Origin of the sequence: Streptomyces sp. NPDC016469 (genome assembly GCF_040632905.1) — a bacterium.
Lineage (GTDB): Bacteria > Actinomycetota > Actinomycetes > Streptomycetales > Streptomycetaceae > Streptomyces.
Map to the genome: position 1 here is coordinate 38,987 of NZ_JBEYCQ010000023.1, position 13,714 is coordinate 52,700.

The window sequence follows — 13,714 nt, forward strand, 5'->3', positions numbered from 1 at the left end:
CAGCCGCCCCTTCTCCGCCGGCGCCCGCGCGGCGCCGGCGGAGGCCGCCCCCGCAAAGGAGTACCCATGCCCACCCGCCGCACCGCCCTGGCCCTCCTCGCCGGCTCCGCCACCGCCCTCGCCCTCGGCACCGCCCCCGCCCGGGCCCACGCCCGCCCCTTCGGCCGCTACGGCTCGCCCGCCCGCCGCCTCGACCGCGCGACCCTCTACGTCGACGCGCGCGGCAGGGGCGACCACACCACCGTGCAGGCCGCCGTGGACGCGGCCACCGGCACCGGACGCACCCTGGTCATCGCCCCCGGCACCTACCGGGAGACCGTCGACATCCCGGCCGACCGGACCGGCCTCACCCTCGTCGGCGCGAGCGGCGACCCGCGCGACACGGTGATCGTGTACGACCACGCCAACGGCACCCCGCGCCCCGACGGCTCGGGGACCTACGGCACCAGCGGGTCCGCCACCGTCACCGCCCGGCCCGCCGGGCTCACCGCCCGCGCTCTCACCTTCGCCAACGACTGGCTGCGCGCCGACCACCCCGACTACACCGGCACCCAGGCCGTCGCCATCAAGGTGACCGGCGACCGCTCGGCGTTCCACGACTGCCGCTTCCTGGGCCACCAGGACACGCTGTACGCGGACTCCGCGTCGCTCACCGACTTCGCCCGGCAGTACTACCGCGACTGCTACGTGGAAGGGGACGTCGACTTCGTCTTCGGCCGCGCGTCGGCGGTCCTGGACCGCTGCCACTTCCGCACCCTGGCCCGCACCGACCTGGCCGGGCCGCCCCACGGCTTCGTCTTCGCGCCCAGCACCGCCGGGGCCGACCCGCACGGCTTCCTGGTCCTGCGCTCCCGGGTCACCAGCACGGCCCCCGACGGGTACTTCAAGCTGGCCCGCCCCTGGGTTCCGTCCTCCGACCTGACCGCGCACCCGATGCTGACCGTGCGCGACAGCCACCTCGGCGCGGGCATCGACACGGACGAGCCGTACGGCACCATGTCGGCCGGCTTCCCGTGGCAGGACCAGCGGTTCGCGGAGTACCGCAACACGGGCCCGGGTGCGCGCGTCACCGTCCCGGCCAACCGGCCGCAGCTCACCGCGTCGGAGGCGCGGGAGCACACCCCCGCCGCGTGGTTGGGCGACTGGAAGCCCTAACGCGACCGCCCGAAGTGGTCGCCCACCGACGCCTTTCCGCCCGAGGCGCGGACCGCGTGCGCGGTCACGTAGTCGCCGGTGGCGTCCCGGTCGCCCTCCGCGTGGTTGTACTGCCCGGCGAACGTGTGCGTGCCGGCCGGGACGGTCCGCCCGGCGCGCAGCGTCCACCGGTAGACCAGATAGCCGCCGCTCTCGTTCACCGACACGGTGAAGTCCCGCTCGGGCAGGGAGCGCCAGGAACCGGTGCTGTTCACCCCGCCCGTTCGCGCGACCCGGAGTTCCACGGTGAGCGCGGACAGCGGCTCGGTGGTCCGCAGCGTGACGTTGCTCTGCGCCCAGTACGCGTTGCTGTGCGGGTCGACCACACCGCCGGTCCACAGCGGACCGTCCTCGGGCCGCAGCCCGCCCCGGACGGCCGGGGTGCTCGCGGCGGGGGAGGGCGCCGAGGCCACCTGCCCGCCGTGCGCCCGGTCGTCGTCGCCCGCCCAGGTGACCGAGAACGCGCCGGCCGCCAGCACCCCGCAGACCGCCGCCGTCGCCCCGGCGACCCGCAGCCACGGGCGCACCGCGCGCGGCGGGCGCACGGACCGGGGCGCCGGCCGGCCGCTCGCCATCCCGCGCTCGATCCGGGCCAGCATCCGGGCCCGGTCGGGGCGGTGGGCCTCGGCGGCCTCCCGCAGCAGCCCGGACAGTTCCTCGTCCTTCACCGGTCTCCTCCGCCGCCCTGCGCCGCGACGGCCACCCGGACCCGAGCGGCGGGCGTCTCGGGCCCCAGCAGCCGCTGCAGTTCCGCGACGGCGCGCGAGGTCTGGCTCTTCACCGTACCCACCGAGATCCCCAGCACCAGCGAGGTGTCGCGCTCCGAGAGGTCGAAGGCGTGCCGCAGCACCACACAGGCCCGCTTGCGGAACGGCAGCCGCCGCAGCGCCTCCTGCACGTCCACCACCGCAGGCACATCGGGCACCTCGGCCGCCCCCTCGTCCCCGCCGCCGCGCGGCGCCCAGAACAGGGCGATCCGGCGGCGCTCGCGCACGGCGCTGCGGATGCGCGTCCTGGCCAGATTGGCGACCACGCCCCGCGCGTACGCCACGGGGTGCCCGGCTTCGCGGACCCGGTCCCAGCGGTGCCAGAGCGCGAGCAGGGCGTCGGCCGCGAGATCGTCGGCGGCATCGGCCTCACCGGTCAGCAGATGGGCGAGGCGGGCCAGTTCCGCGTAATGCGCCTCGAAGAACTCATGGAACTCGTCGGCGGCATCGTCGACTGCTGTGCCCACGGCTACCTCGTCCCCTGCGCTCGCACGCCCGGCCCGTCCGGATACGCCCCCGCCGGGGCGAGAGCGTATCGCAAGCGCTTCGACGGGACAGGCCCTACCGCCGCAGCGCCGCCTCCATCATCTTCCTGGCGACCGGCGCCGCGAGCCCGTTGCCGCTGACCTCCGACGCGGTCGAACCGGAGTCCTCCACGATCACGGCGACCGCGACCTCCTGGCCGCCGGACTTCGCGTACGAGGTGAACCAGGCGTACGGGGTGTTGCTGTTGCCCACGCCGTTCTCGGCGGTGCCCGTCTTGCCGCCGACCTCGGCCCCGGCGATCCGGGCGTTGGTGCCGGTGCCCTTCTCGACCACGGTCACCATGGCGCTGCGCAGCTGCTTCGCGGTGTCCTCGGAGACGATCCGCACGGTGTCGCCGTCCGCGAAGTCCTCCAGCGTGCCGCCGTCCCCGTCGGTCACCTTCGACACCATGTGCGGGGCGGCCAGCTCACCGCCGTTGGCGAGCGCGGCGGAGACCATCGCCATCTGGAGCGGGGTCGCGGTCACCTCGAACTGGCCGATGCCCGTCAGCGCCGTCTGCGGCTTGTCCATGTCCGTCGGGTACACGCTCTTGGACGCCCGCACCGGAACGTCCAGCTTCTCGTCGTTGAAGCCGAACTTCTCCGCCATCGCCCGCACCTTGTCCTGGCCCAGGTCGGCGGCGGCCTTGCCGAAGACGTTGTTGCACGAGTACTGCAGGGCCACGCGCAGCGAGGCGTTCTCGCAGGGCGCGGACGCGCTCTCGTTCGGCAGGGGGGTGCTGGTGCCCGGCAGGATGTACGGGACGGGGCTCTTCGTCGGCTCGTCCACGGAGTCGTAGAGCCCGTTCTCCAGCGCCGCCGACGCCACGACCAGCTTGAACGTCGAACCGGGCGCGAGCGGCTGCCGCATGGCGCGGTTGACCAGCGGCTTGTCCGGGTCGGTGAGCAGCTTCTTCCAGGTGTCGCCGTCGTTCGTCCCGCTGATGTCCGACGGGTCGTACGACGGCGAGGAGACCATGCCCAGGATCTGCCCGCTCCTCGGGTCGATCGCCACGGCCGCGCCCTTGTCGTCGCCGAGCGCGTCGCTCGCCGCCTTCTGGACGTCCGGGTCGATCGTCGTCACCACGTCACCGGGCGCGGACCGCTTCCCGGCCAGCGCGCCCAGCGGACTCTTCAGCCGGTCGTCGGTGCCGTCCAGCACATGGCTGTAGATCCCTTCGAGCTGTGTCGAGCCGTACGCCTGCGAGCTGTAGCCGGTCACGGACGAGTAGAGGCCGCCCTGCCGGTAGGTGCGCTTGTACGCGAGATCGCTGCCCTCCGTCCGCTTCGAGCCCGTGACCGGCGAACCGGCCACGACGATGTTGCCCAGCGGCTGCGCGTACTGCGCGATGATCTTCCGCCGGTTGTGGTCGTCGTCTGCGAGCGCCTTGGCCTGGTACGCCTGCACCCAGGTCGCCCGCCCGAGGAGGGCGAGGACCAGCAGCAGGCAGAAGACCGAGGCGCGCCTGATCGTCTTGTTCATCCCGCTTGAGGGACGTGCGGGGCCCGGCGCGTCGTTCCCGGTTGTGCCGCTTCTCACCGATTCCTCATACGGTGACCACGGCGTTCACCGCTCTACGGGACTCAGCCGGGGGTGATGAACCCCGACTCGTACGCCGTGATGACCGCCTGGGTACGGTCCCGGGCCCCGGTCTTCGCGAGGACCGCCGCCACATGCGTCTTGGCCGTCGCCGCGCCCACCGCGAGCCGGTCCGCGATCTCCGCGTTCGTCAGCCCCGCCGCGATCAGCCGCAGCACCTGCGCCTCCCGCTCGGTGAGCCGCGCGGCCCAGGGCGGGGCGGGGGCCGGCGCGGGCGTCCCGTACAGGGCGGCCAGCTGCCGCACGGCGGACGGGAAGAGCAGCGAGTCGCCGCACGCCACCAGCCGGACCGCCTGCACCAGCTCCTCGGCCGCCGCCCGCTTCAGCAGGAACCCCGCCGCCCCGGCGCGCAGCGCCTCGTACACATAGGCGTCGTGCTCGAAGGTGGTGACGACCACGACGCGCGGGGCCGGGGCGAGGCCGGCGAGGATCCGCTCGGTGGCGCGGATGCCGTCCGTCTCGGGCATCCGCACATCCATGAGCACCACGTCGGGCCGCAGCGCCCGCACCACGGAGACCGCCTCGGCGCCGGTGGCCGCCTCGCCGACGACCTCCAGGCCGTCCTCGGCGTCCAGGATGGCCCGCAGCGCGGTGCGCACCATGCGTTCGTCGTCGGCGAGGACGATCCGGACCGGTGTGCTCATCGTGGCTCCTTCGCGGGGGCGCGCAGGGGGAGGCGGGCGGCCAGCCGCCACACGCCGTCGTCGCGGGGGCCGGCCTCGGTGGCGCCGCCGAGCAGCAGGGCGCGTTCCGCGACGCCGGCCAGGCCCCGTCCGCCGCCGGGGCGGGCGACCGGGGGCCGGGGCGGGAGCGCGCTGTCCAGGACGAGCGTCAGCTCGCGGGGGCCGACGCCGATCCGCAGCCGGACCGGTGACCCGGGGACGCCGTGCCGCAGCGCGTTGCTCAGGCCTTCCTGCACGATCCGGTACGCCTCGGCCGAGACGGGTCCGGGGACCGTGCCCGGGTCGCCGTCGGCCTCGTAGCGCACGGGCACCCCGCACCGGGCGAGCAGCCCGCCGAGCGCGTCGAGCCCGGGGCCCGCGAGCGCGCCGGACCCGTCGCCGTCCTGCCGCAGCAGGCCGAGCACCGCGTCGAGTTCGCCGACCGTGCGCCGCGTGGTCTCCTCGATCGCGGTGAGCGCCTGCCGGGCGAACTCGGGGTCGCTGTCCAGGACCCGGCGGGCGGCCCCCGCCTGAAGGGTGACGGCGCTCAGCGCGTGGCCGACCGAGTCGTGCAGCTCGCGGGCGAGCCGGTTGCGCACGGCCAGCTCGGCCGCCCGGCGCTCGGCGGCGGCGAGCCGGTCGTCCGGGGTCGGGCCGAGCAGCACCGGGGCCCGGTCCGCGAGGAGGGCCCCGGCCGCCGCCGCGCAGCCGGCCAGCGCGACGAGCATGGCCGCCCCGGCCGGGGGCGCGAGGGCCAGGACCCAGGTGTGGTCCAGGGCCGGGCGGACGTTCGGGGCGGCGGATTCGCGCAGGGCCGGGACGAACGGCAGCGCCGTCACACAGACCGCGAACGGGACGAGCGCCAGCGTCATCCCGCTGATGATCCCGCCGAGCCCCACGTGCAGCGTGAACCAGGCGGCCGTGCGCACCCGGGCCTGCCGGGAGCCCGCGGGCCCGTCCGCGAGCGGCCGGCCGGCGGGCAGGCCGCACAGGGCGCGGGCGGCGGCCACCGACAGGAGCCGGGCCGTGGGCAGCAGCGCGGTGACCGCGGCCATCGGCAAGGCGTAGGCGTAGGCGGAGAGTTGGGCGGAGAGCGAGGTCAAGGCGTTGGTGCCGGGCGCGTACAGGCCGACGACGACGGTGCCGACCAGGAGGTACGGCATCAGCAGCGCCCCGCCGACGATCAGATGCAGCCAGCGCAGCCGGGCGCGCCGGCCCACGAGCCGGACCATGACCGCGGTCATGCGGGGGCGCCCCGCGTCCCGGCCGCGCGCTCCGTCAGGAAGTACGCGCCCAGGGTCACCATCAGTGTCCCGACGAGCATCTGGACAGCGTAGATCAACACCATGGCGGCCGTGGGCTGTTGGGCGGCGTCATCGACGTTGGTCAGCGAGGCGATGCTCAGCCAGCCGCCCCAGCAGGCCATCACCCCCGAACCGCCCCAGGCCGCCGCGAGCGGCACCCACAGCGGCAGCGTGGAGCGGCGGAAGGCGAGAAGAAGGATTCCGGCGGCGCCCGCTGCCACGAACAGGACGTCGACCGCTTCCAGGACGTAGTAGCCGCTGGTGCGGTCCCCACTCCGGGCGTCGTTCAGGCCCGCCGTCGCCCCGCAGGCCCACAGCAGGTGGAGGGCGCCGGGCACCACGGCGAGCAGCGACGCGGCGACCGCTCCGGCCCGTAGCGCCGGAGCGGTGGGGCTGCCGGGCAGCTCGCGCAGTGTGCCCCGCCAGAGGTGGCCCCAGCGATCTCCGGCGTACAGCGCGAAGAGGGTGCCCAGGGCCAGGCCCTGGAGGATGAAGCCCGTGTAGACGACGCCGAAGACCCACTCGTGCAGGAAGGGCCGGCCCGCCTCGCCCTTGCTGACGGATTCCCCGCCCAGGGCCTGGACCAGCAGTTGCAGCGGGTACCCGGTCATGATCGGCAGCAGCAGCCCGGTCGCCACCCACACCGGCAGCGCGAGCAGCCACGCGGGCACCCGCAGTCCCCAGGGCCGGGTGAGCAGCAGGGCCAGGCCCACCACCGCGCCGTCCATCAGCACCGAGCCGCCGTTGGCGACGGCCATCGGGGCGCGGTGGTCCAGCAGCACGCTGCCGTCCGGAATCCCGACGCGGCTGCCCGACAGCCACGCGATCTTGAGCGTGATGTACGGCAGGCAGGAGACGATGGCGACGGTGCGCAGCACGGTGCGCGCGGAGACGGATGTCATGGCCTCCACGCTGCCGGGCGGCGCGCCCCCGCACGTCCTGCCCGGCGACGATCCGCCTCCGCCGCGCGGGGGAGACGGACCGCCGTGTCAGAGCCTTCGGGTGGCGAGCGTCAGCCGGTCGCGTGCGTCGAACAGCGCGTCCTTGACCATCTGTTCGTGCGCGGGCGTGAGCCGGGCGACCGGCACCGAGCAGCTGATGGCGTCCCGGGCCGGGGTGCGGTACGGGACGGCGACGCCGAAGCAGCGCAGCCCCAGCGTGTTCTCCTCGCGGTCCACCGCGTAGCCCTGCTCGCGGATCTGGTGCAGCTCCTCGATGAGCTTCTCGCGGTCGGTCAGGGTGTGCTCGGTGAGCGCGGGCAGCGTCTCGGGCAGCATCTTGCGGACCTGCTCGTCGCTGTAGGTGGCGAGGAGCGCCTTGCCGAGCGAGGTGGAGTGGGCGGGCAGCCGGCGGCCGACGCGGGTGAAGGGGCGCAGATAGTGCTGGGACTGGCGGGTGGCGAGGTAGACCACGTTGGTGCCGTCGAGCCGGGCCAGGTGGATGGTCTCCGTGGTGTCGTCGGAGAGCCGGTCGAGCGTGGGGCGGGCCGCGGCGACGACCTCGTCGCCGTCGATGTACGAGGTGCCGACCAGCAGGGCCCGGACGCCGATCCCGTAGCGCGTGCCCGTCGCGTCGGTCTCCACCCAGCCCAGCTCGACCAGGGTGCGCAGCAGCATGTAGAGGCTCGACTTCGGGTAGCCGACCGCCTCCTGGACCGCGGCGAGCGAGTGCATGCCGGGCCGCCCCGCGAAGTACTCCAGCAGCTCGACCGTCCGTACCGCGGACTTGACCTGTGCCCCACCCGATTCGGGAACCGACATCGCCCTGTGCCCCTTTCACCCCGCCGACGAAACCCTGCGACTTCTTGCCAACACCGAACGCCCGGAAATAGAGTCGCTTCACATTCACGTTCAGGAACGCTGTTCAGAATACCGAACAGCTTATACCGGACGACTTCTGATGTGCGGCAGTGGAGCGGAAGGAAACACGGTGGCAGCAACACCAGTCTGGAGCGTCGACCCCCGCACCGGGAACCCGCGCGAGCAGGTTGCGGTGGAGGCCACAGGGGAGGAGGTGGACCGCGCGGTCCGAGCCGCTCACGCGGTACGCGGCTCCCTCGCCGACCGCACCACGCGCGCCGCGTTCCTGCGTACGGCCGCCGAACTGCTCACCGAGGCCGGGGAGCACGTCATCGAGGCCGCCGACGCCGAGACGGCCCTCGGCCCGGCCCGGCTGACCGGCGAACTCGCGCGCACCGCAGCCCAGTTGCGGGCCTTCGCGGAGGTCGTCGACGAGGGCGCCTACCTCGACATCCACATCGACCACGCGGACGCCACCCGCACCCCGCCCTGGCCCGACCTGCGCCGCTACAAGATCCCGCTCGGCGTCGTCGCCGTCTACGCCGCCAGCAACTTCCCGCTCGCCTTCTCCGTCCCCGGCGGCGACACCGCCAGCGCCCTCGCGGCCGGCTGCCCCGTCGTCGTCAAGGCCCACCCGGACCACCCGGCGACCTCCGAGCTGTGCGCATCGATCCTGCGCCGGGCCGCCGCGCGCAGCGGTCTGCCCGAGGACGTCGTCACCCTCGTCCACGGCTTCGAGGCCGGCATCGCCCTCGTCCGCCACCCGCTCGTCGCCGCCGCCGGCTTCACCGGCTCGGTGCGCGGCGGGCGCGCCCTGTTCGACGCGGCCGCCGCCCGCCCCGCCCCCATCCCCTTCCACGGCGAGCTGGGCTCCCTCAACCCCGTCGTCGTCACCGAGGACGCGGCCGCCGAGCGCGGCGAGGAAATCGGCGCGGGCCTGGCCGGCTCGATGACCATGGGCGCGGGCCAGTTCTGCACCAAGCCCGGATTCGTCCTGGTCCCCGAGGGCGAGGGCGGCGACCGCCTCCTCAAGGCGCTCACCGAGGCCGTCAGCGACACCGAGGCCGGCGTCCTGCTTGACCACCGCATGCGCGACGCCTTCCTCGCCGGGGTCACCGAGCGGGCCGAGCTCCCCGGGGTCGAAGCCCCCGTCACCCCCGGCGCGGGCGGCGAGCACACCGTCGCGGCCGGCTTCCTGACCGTCCCGGCCCGCACGCTCGCCGCCGAGGGCCCGCACGACGCGCTCCTGGAGGAGTGCTTCGGCCCCGTCACCGTCGTCGCCCGGTACGCCTCCGAGGACGAGATCACCGCCGTCCTGACCCGCCTCCCCGGCAACCTCACCGCCACCCTCCACATCGCCACCGAGGAGGCCGGAGGCGGCGCGGCGGACCTCCTCGCCGCCCTCATCCCGCTCGCCGGACGCGTCCTCGTCAACGGCTGGCCGACCGGCGTCGCCGTCGCCCCCGCCCAGCACCACGGCGGCCCCTACCCGGCCACCACCTCCACCTCCACCTCGGTCGGCGCCACCGCCATCGAACGCTGGCTGCGCCCGGTCAGCTACCAGACCACCCCGGACGCGCTCCTCCCACCCGAACTGCGCGACACCAACCCGCTGGGCCTGCCCCGCCGCGTGAACGGAACCCCCGCGTGAACCTCCCCGAACTCCCCTTCGCGCTCCAGCCGTACGGCCCCGACGGCGGCTGGGCGTACGAGAACGGCGTACTCACCGCCCGCGCCGGTGCCCGACAGGACCGCTTCGTCCCGCCGGGCGGCGAGAGCCTGGAACCGGCGAGCGACGCGCCCCGGCTGCTGGGCGCCGCCCCGGCGGGCGACTTCCAGCTGACCGCCCGGGTGAAGGTGGGCTTCGCCGCCGCCTTCGACGCGGGCGTGCTCTACCTCCATGCCGGCGACCGGGAATGGGCCAAGCTCTGCCTGGAGCTCTCCCCGGAGCGCCCGACCATCTGCACGGTGGTCACCCGGGGCCACTCGGACGACGTCAACTCCTCCGTCGTGGACGGCGACACCCACTGGCTGCGCCTGAGCCGTACGGGCCGTGCCTTTGCGTTCCACGCCTCGGCCGACGGCGAGAAGTGGACCTTCGTCCGCGTCTTCACCCTCGGCGCCCCGGAACAGGCGGCCACCGTCTCCGTCGGCTTCCTCGCCCAGTCGCCCACGGGCGAGGGCTGCGAGGTGGCCTTCGACCGGATCGCCTTCCGGCCGGAGGGCCTGACCGACCTCCGCGACGGCAGCTAGGGCGCGTCCGGGGCGGCGGAACCGGCGCCCCGGACCGTACGTCCTCCCCACCATGATCCGTACAGCGAAGCGGGACGACCTCGACGCGATAGTCACCCTGCACACCGAGGCCAGGGCCACCTACTACAGCGGCCATCTCGCCGAGGAGGAGTACGCGGGTCCGGCCGAGGTGGGCCGGAGCCGGGACGGCTGGGCCCGCGCGGTGGACCGGGAGGACGCCACCGTGCTCGTCGCGGAGGAGGACGGCGCCCTCGTCGGCGTCGCCGCCCACTCCGTGCGCGACGGGTGGACGTACCTCACCCAGCTCCACGTGTCCCCGGCCCACTGGCGCGAGGGGGTCGGCAGCGCCCTGCACCTCGCGTGCGTCGCCGACTGGCGGCGGCGCGGTGTGACGCGGGCCCGCCTGGAGGTCTTCGGGCCCAACAGGCGCGCCCAGGCGTTCTACTCCGCGTGCGGCTGGGTCCCCGACCCGGAAACGCCCCGGCACGGCGACCACCTGGTGCTGCGCCTCGCGGTGCCGGAAGCGGTGCCGGAAGCGCCCGGGAGAGGCTGAGCACACGGGGTCCGGCCCGGGAATGGCACGGGCCCGTCATGCGTTGGGGCCGGGAGCGGAGGGTGGCCTCCGCGCCCTGCCGCAGCCGTCGATGAGTCCGGAGAGAAGAAGAGTCATGCGCGTCGAGATCTGGAGCGACATCGCCTGCCCCTGGTGTTATGTCGGAAAGGCCCGTTTCGAGAAGGGTCTCGCGGGCTTCGCCCACCGCGACGACGTCGAGGTGGTGCACCGCTCCTTCGAGCTCGACCCCGGCCGCGCCAAGGGCGACACCGAGCTGGTCACCGACATGCTGGCCCGGAAGTACGGGCGCACCCCCGACGAGGTCCGCTCGATGGAGGCCAACGTCGCGGCCAACGCGCAGGCCGAAGGGCTCGGCTACCTCACCGAGGGACGCGACCACGGCAGCACCTTCGACATCCACCGCCTGCTCCACCTGGCCAAGGCCCGCGGCCGCCAGGACGCGCTGCTCGCCCTCGCCTACCGGGCCAACTTCGCCGAGGAGCGGTCCGTCTTCGACGACGCCGTCCTGCTGGACCTGGCCGTCGAGGCGGGACTCGACGCCGACGAGGCGCGCGCGGTGCTCGCCGACCCGCAGGCGTACGCCGACGAGGTGCGCGCCGACGAGCAGGAGGCGGCCGAGCTGGGCGCCAACGCGGTGCCCTTCTTCGTGTTCGACCGGCGCTACGGCATCTCCGGCGGCCAGCCCGCCGAGGTCTTCGCCCAGGCGCTGGAACAGGCGTGGAAGGACCGCCCGGTGGCCGCCGCCGCCGACGCGGCGGCCTGCGACGCCGACGGGGCCTGCGAGGTCCCCGGAGCGGCCGCCCGGAACGCCTGACCCCGCCGCGCGGGCCGTCCCCGGCGGCCCGCACCCCCGGTTCCGGACACATAAGCATCGCTTGGGGCCGACCGTGAATTTTTGTCAATTGACCCCAGGTCGGCGAAGGTCCACGCTGAACGCATGACGATCTCTCCGCTCAGCCGTGCCGTAGCCGCCGAGTTCGCCCCCGAGACCACCTACCTCAACACCTCCACCTGCGGGCTGCTGCCCCGCCGCACCGTCGACGCGGTGAAGACCCTCGCCGAGGAGAGCGCGACCGGCCGTCGCGCCGGTTCGGGCGATGTCGAGGCGGTGGACCGGGCCCGCGAGGGCTTCGCGCGGCTCGTCGGCCTCGCGCCCGGCCGGGTGGCCGTCGGCAGCTCGGTCGTCGCCCACGTCGGGCTGATCGCCGCCTCCCTCCCGCCCGGGGCCGAAGTGCTCGTCCCCGAGGGTGAGTTCAGCTCGGTCGTCAGCCCCTTCGCGGTCCGCGGCGACCTCGACGTGCGGTACGTGCCGCTCGCCGGGCTGGCCGGGGCCGTGCGCCCCTCCACCGCACTTGTCGCCTTCTCCTCGGTGCAGTCGGCGGACGGCCGGCGCGCCGACCTGGACGCGGTCCGGGCCGCCGCGGCCGCCCACGGCGCCCGCACCCTGCTGGACGCCACTCAGTCCGCGGGCTGGCTGCCGCTGGACGCGGGGTCCTACGACTACACGGTCACCGGCGGCTTCAAGTACCTGCTCTGCCCGCGCGGCACCTCGTTCCTCACCGTCACCGAGGACGCGCAGGAGGGCCTGAAGCCGGTCGATGTGGGGATGGCCGCGTCCGAGGACCCGTGGGGCAGCGTGTACGGACCGGTCACCAAGCTGGCCTCCGACGCCCGCCGCTACGACGAGCCGCCCGTCTACCTCGCGTACCACGGCGCCGAGCACTCCCTCGCCCTGCTCCACGAGATCGGCGTCGACGCCCTGCACGACCACGCCCTGAAGCTCGCGGACCGCTTCCGTTCCGGGGTGACGGCCCTCGGGCACACCCCGGTGGACGCGGACACCGTCGTCGTCGCCGTGCCCGGGCTCGGCGACCGGGCACCGGAGCTCCAGCGGGCCGGGGTGCTGGTCGCCGGCCGGGCCGGCAATCTGCGCGCTTCCTTCCACCTTTACAACACCGAGGAGGACGTGGACCGCGCGCTCGACGTGCTCGCTTCCTAGCCCCGCGTCTCCAGCGGGGCGCTGTGCCACTTCCAGGACGTCACGCGCTCGCGGCCGGGCAGCGCGGCGCGACCGGTGGACCAGAGCAGCACGGCCCACCGGTCCTTGTCGTCCGGAGCCCCGGGGAAGAGCCGGGCCAGCGCCCGGTCGCACAGTTCGGCGGGCGGCTCCCAGGAGAGGCCCAGGGCCGAGGTGACGTCATGGGCGTGCACCAGGGTCTCCACGACGCCCATCGCCGCGAAGCCCTCGGGGTCGGAGACCCCGTAGCTGTGGAAGGAGCGGGTGGCCGGCGAGGCCGTGCGGACCATCGCGGCCAGCAGCGCGCCGCTCGCCTCCAGGGTCTGGAGCAGCCCCGCCACATCCGCCTCCGGGTCCGCGAAGACCGCGTTCCACGGGCCGCCCTCGCGCCGGGGGCCCCAGTGGTACGGCACGTCGGTCTCCACCGACGGCGTACGCGGGCCCAGCTGGACGGCGTAAGCGAAGAGGTCGTCGCTCAGGTGCTCCGCGGTCTCCCAGCAGTCCCAGGTCAGCGTTCCGGCCGGGACGCGCCAGTCGGCCTCCGCCGCGCCGGCGAGGGCGTCGACCGCCAGCCGTACCGCCCGCGTCACGTCGTCCGCGGTGACCGGCAGCCGCGTCCCGGTGAGCGCGGCCCGCTCGGCCGCGCCGCACTCCACGCAGAACTCGTTGCCCTCGGGGTCGGCCAGGGTCGCCCAGCCGCGTCCGTTCGGCTTGCGGTGGTCGGCGACCAGGGTGGCGCCGAGGGCCAGCAGCCGTTCGACCTCCTCGTCCCGGGTGCGGTCCTCGGGCCGGATGTCCAGATGGACGCGGTTCTTGGTCTGCTTCCGGTCCGGCACGGTGACGAACAGGAGGGCGGCGCCGGGCGCTTCGACGAGGGCCTCGGGGTCGCCGGGGTGGTCCTCGTCGGAGAGCGGGGCGCCGAGCACGGCCGCCCAGAAGGTGCCCAGGGTGTAGGCGTCGGCGCAGTCGATGGTGATGTGCTGTACGTGGGATGTCATGCGCCCACTGTTCCCGTCGTCC

At 74.5% G+C, this 13,714-nt stretch carries 14 protein-coding genes; 6 read left to right on the forward strand and 8 right to left on the reverse strand.

The window, feature by feature from the left end:
* The first annotated feature begins 66 nt into the window (after window positions 1-66).
* Window positions 67-1,155, forward strand: coding sequence for a pectinesterase family protein (locus ABZ565_RS24745; protein ID WP_361030819.1), 1,089 nt, complete (start codon window positions 67-69; stop codon window positions 1,153-1,155).
* On the opposite strand, the gene ABZ565_RS24750 is transcribed toward ABZ565_RS24745, so the two are convergent.
* From ABZ565_RS24750 to ABZ565_RS24780, 7 genes are all read right to left on the reverse strand, one after another.
* Window positions 1,152-1,862, reverse strand: a complete 711-nt coding sequence (locus ABZ565_RS24750; protein ID WP_361030822.1) for a hypothetical protein — start codon at window positions 1,860-1,862, stop codon at window positions 1,152-1,154. The genes ABZ565_RS24745 and ABZ565_RS24750 overlap by 4 nt on opposite strands.
* Window positions 1,859-2,428, reverse strand: coding sequence for a SigE family RNA polymerase sigma factor (locus ABZ565_RS24755; protein WP_361030825.1), 570 nt, complete (start codon window positions 2,426-2,428; stop codon window positions 1,859-1,861). Before ABZ565_RS24755 ends, ABZ565_RS24750 begins: the two co-directional genes overlap by 4 nt.
* Before the next feature lie 94 nt (window positions 2,429-2,522).
* Window positions 2,523-3,968 (reverse strand): penicillin-binding transpeptidase domain-containing protein, encoded by a 1,446-nt coding sequence (locus tag ABZ565_RS24760; RefSeq protein WP_361030828.1) that lies wholly within the window; start codon window positions 3,966-3,968, stop codon window positions 2,523-2,525.
* Between the two features lie 101 nt (window positions 3,969-4,069).
* Window positions 4,070-4,729, reverse strand: coding sequence for a response regulator transcription factor (locus ABZ565_RS24765; RefSeq protein ID WP_361030831.1), 660 nt, complete (start codon window positions 4,727-4,729; stop codon window positions 4,070-4,072).
* Window positions 4,726-5,991: a histidine kinase gene (locus ABZ565_RS24770; protein ID WP_361030834.1), complete on the reverse strand. Its 1,266-nt coding sequence runs from the start codon at window positions 5,989-5,991 to the stop codon at window positions 4,726-4,728. Before ABZ565_RS24770 ends, ABZ565_RS24765 begins: the two co-directional genes overlap by 4 nt.
* Window positions 5,988-6,953 carry a hypothetical protein gene (locus ABZ565_RS24775; RefSeq protein ID WP_361030837.1) on the reverse strand — a complete coding sequence of 322 codons (966 nt, stop codon included), beginning with the start codon at window positions 6,951-6,953 and terminating at the stop codon, window positions 5,988-5,990. Before ABZ565_RS24775 ends, ABZ565_RS24770 begins: the two co-directional genes overlap by 4 nt.
* A gap of 87 nt (window positions 6,954-7,040) precedes the next feature.
* Entirely contained in the window at window positions 7,041-7,811 is a 771-nt protein-coding gene (locus ABZ565_RS24780) for an IclR family transcriptional regulator (protein WP_018104665.1), read from the reverse strand.
* Between the two features lie 169 nt (window positions 7,812-7,980).
* On the opposite strand from ABZ565_RS24780, the gene ABZ565_RS24785 reads away from it, so the two are divergent.
* The 5 genes from ABZ565_RS24785 (at window position 7,981) to ABZ565_RS24805 (ending at window position 12,676) form a co-directional block, all read left to right on the forward strand.
* The gene (locus ABZ565_RS24785) at window positions 7,981-9,501 is read left to right on the forward strand and encodes an aldehyde dehydrogenase (NADP(+)) (protein ID WP_361030840.1); all 1,521 of its coding nucleotides are present in this window, start codon (window positions 7,981-7,983) and stop codon (window positions 9,499-9,501) included.
* Window positions 9,498-10,103, forward strand: a complete 606-nt coding sequence (locus ABZ565_RS24790) for a DUF1349 domain-containing protein (protein WP_361030843.1) — start codon at window positions 9,498-9,500, stop codon at window positions 10,101-10,103. Before ABZ565_RS24785 ends, ABZ565_RS24790 begins: the two co-directional genes overlap by 4 nt.
* A 52-nt stretch (window positions 10,104-10,155) precedes the next feature.
* Window positions 10,156-10,656: a GNAT family N-acetyltransferase gene (locus ABZ565_RS24795; protein ID WP_361030846.1), complete on the forward strand. Its 501-nt coding sequence runs from the start codon at window positions 10,156-10,158 to the stop codon at window positions 10,654-10,656.
* A gap of 115 nt (window positions 10,657-10,771) precedes the next feature.
* Entirely contained in the window at window positions 10,772-11,491 is a 720-nt protein-coding gene (locus tag ABZ565_RS24800) for a DsbA family oxidoreductase (RefSeq protein ID WP_361030849.1), read from the forward strand.
* Between the two features lie 123 nt (window positions 11,492-11,614).
* On the forward strand, window positions 11,615-12,676 hold the full coding sequence (locus tag ABZ565_RS24805) for an aminotransferase class V-fold PLP-dependent enzyme (RefSeq protein WP_361030852.1): 1,062 nt from the start codon (window positions 11,615-11,617) through the stop codon (window positions 12,674-12,676).
* Here the strand turns inward: ABZ565_RS24805 and ABZ565_RS24810 are convergent.
* Window positions 12,673-13,692 carry a VOC family protein gene (locus tag ABZ565_RS24810; protein ID WP_361030855.1) on the reverse strand — a complete coding sequence of 340 codons (1,020 nt, stop codon included), beginning with the start codon at window positions 13,690-13,692 and terminating at the stop codon, window positions 12,673-12,675. The genes ABZ565_RS24805 and ABZ565_RS24810 overlap by 4 nt on opposite strands.
* Between the last annotated feature and the right edge of the window lie 22 nt (window positions 13,693-13,714).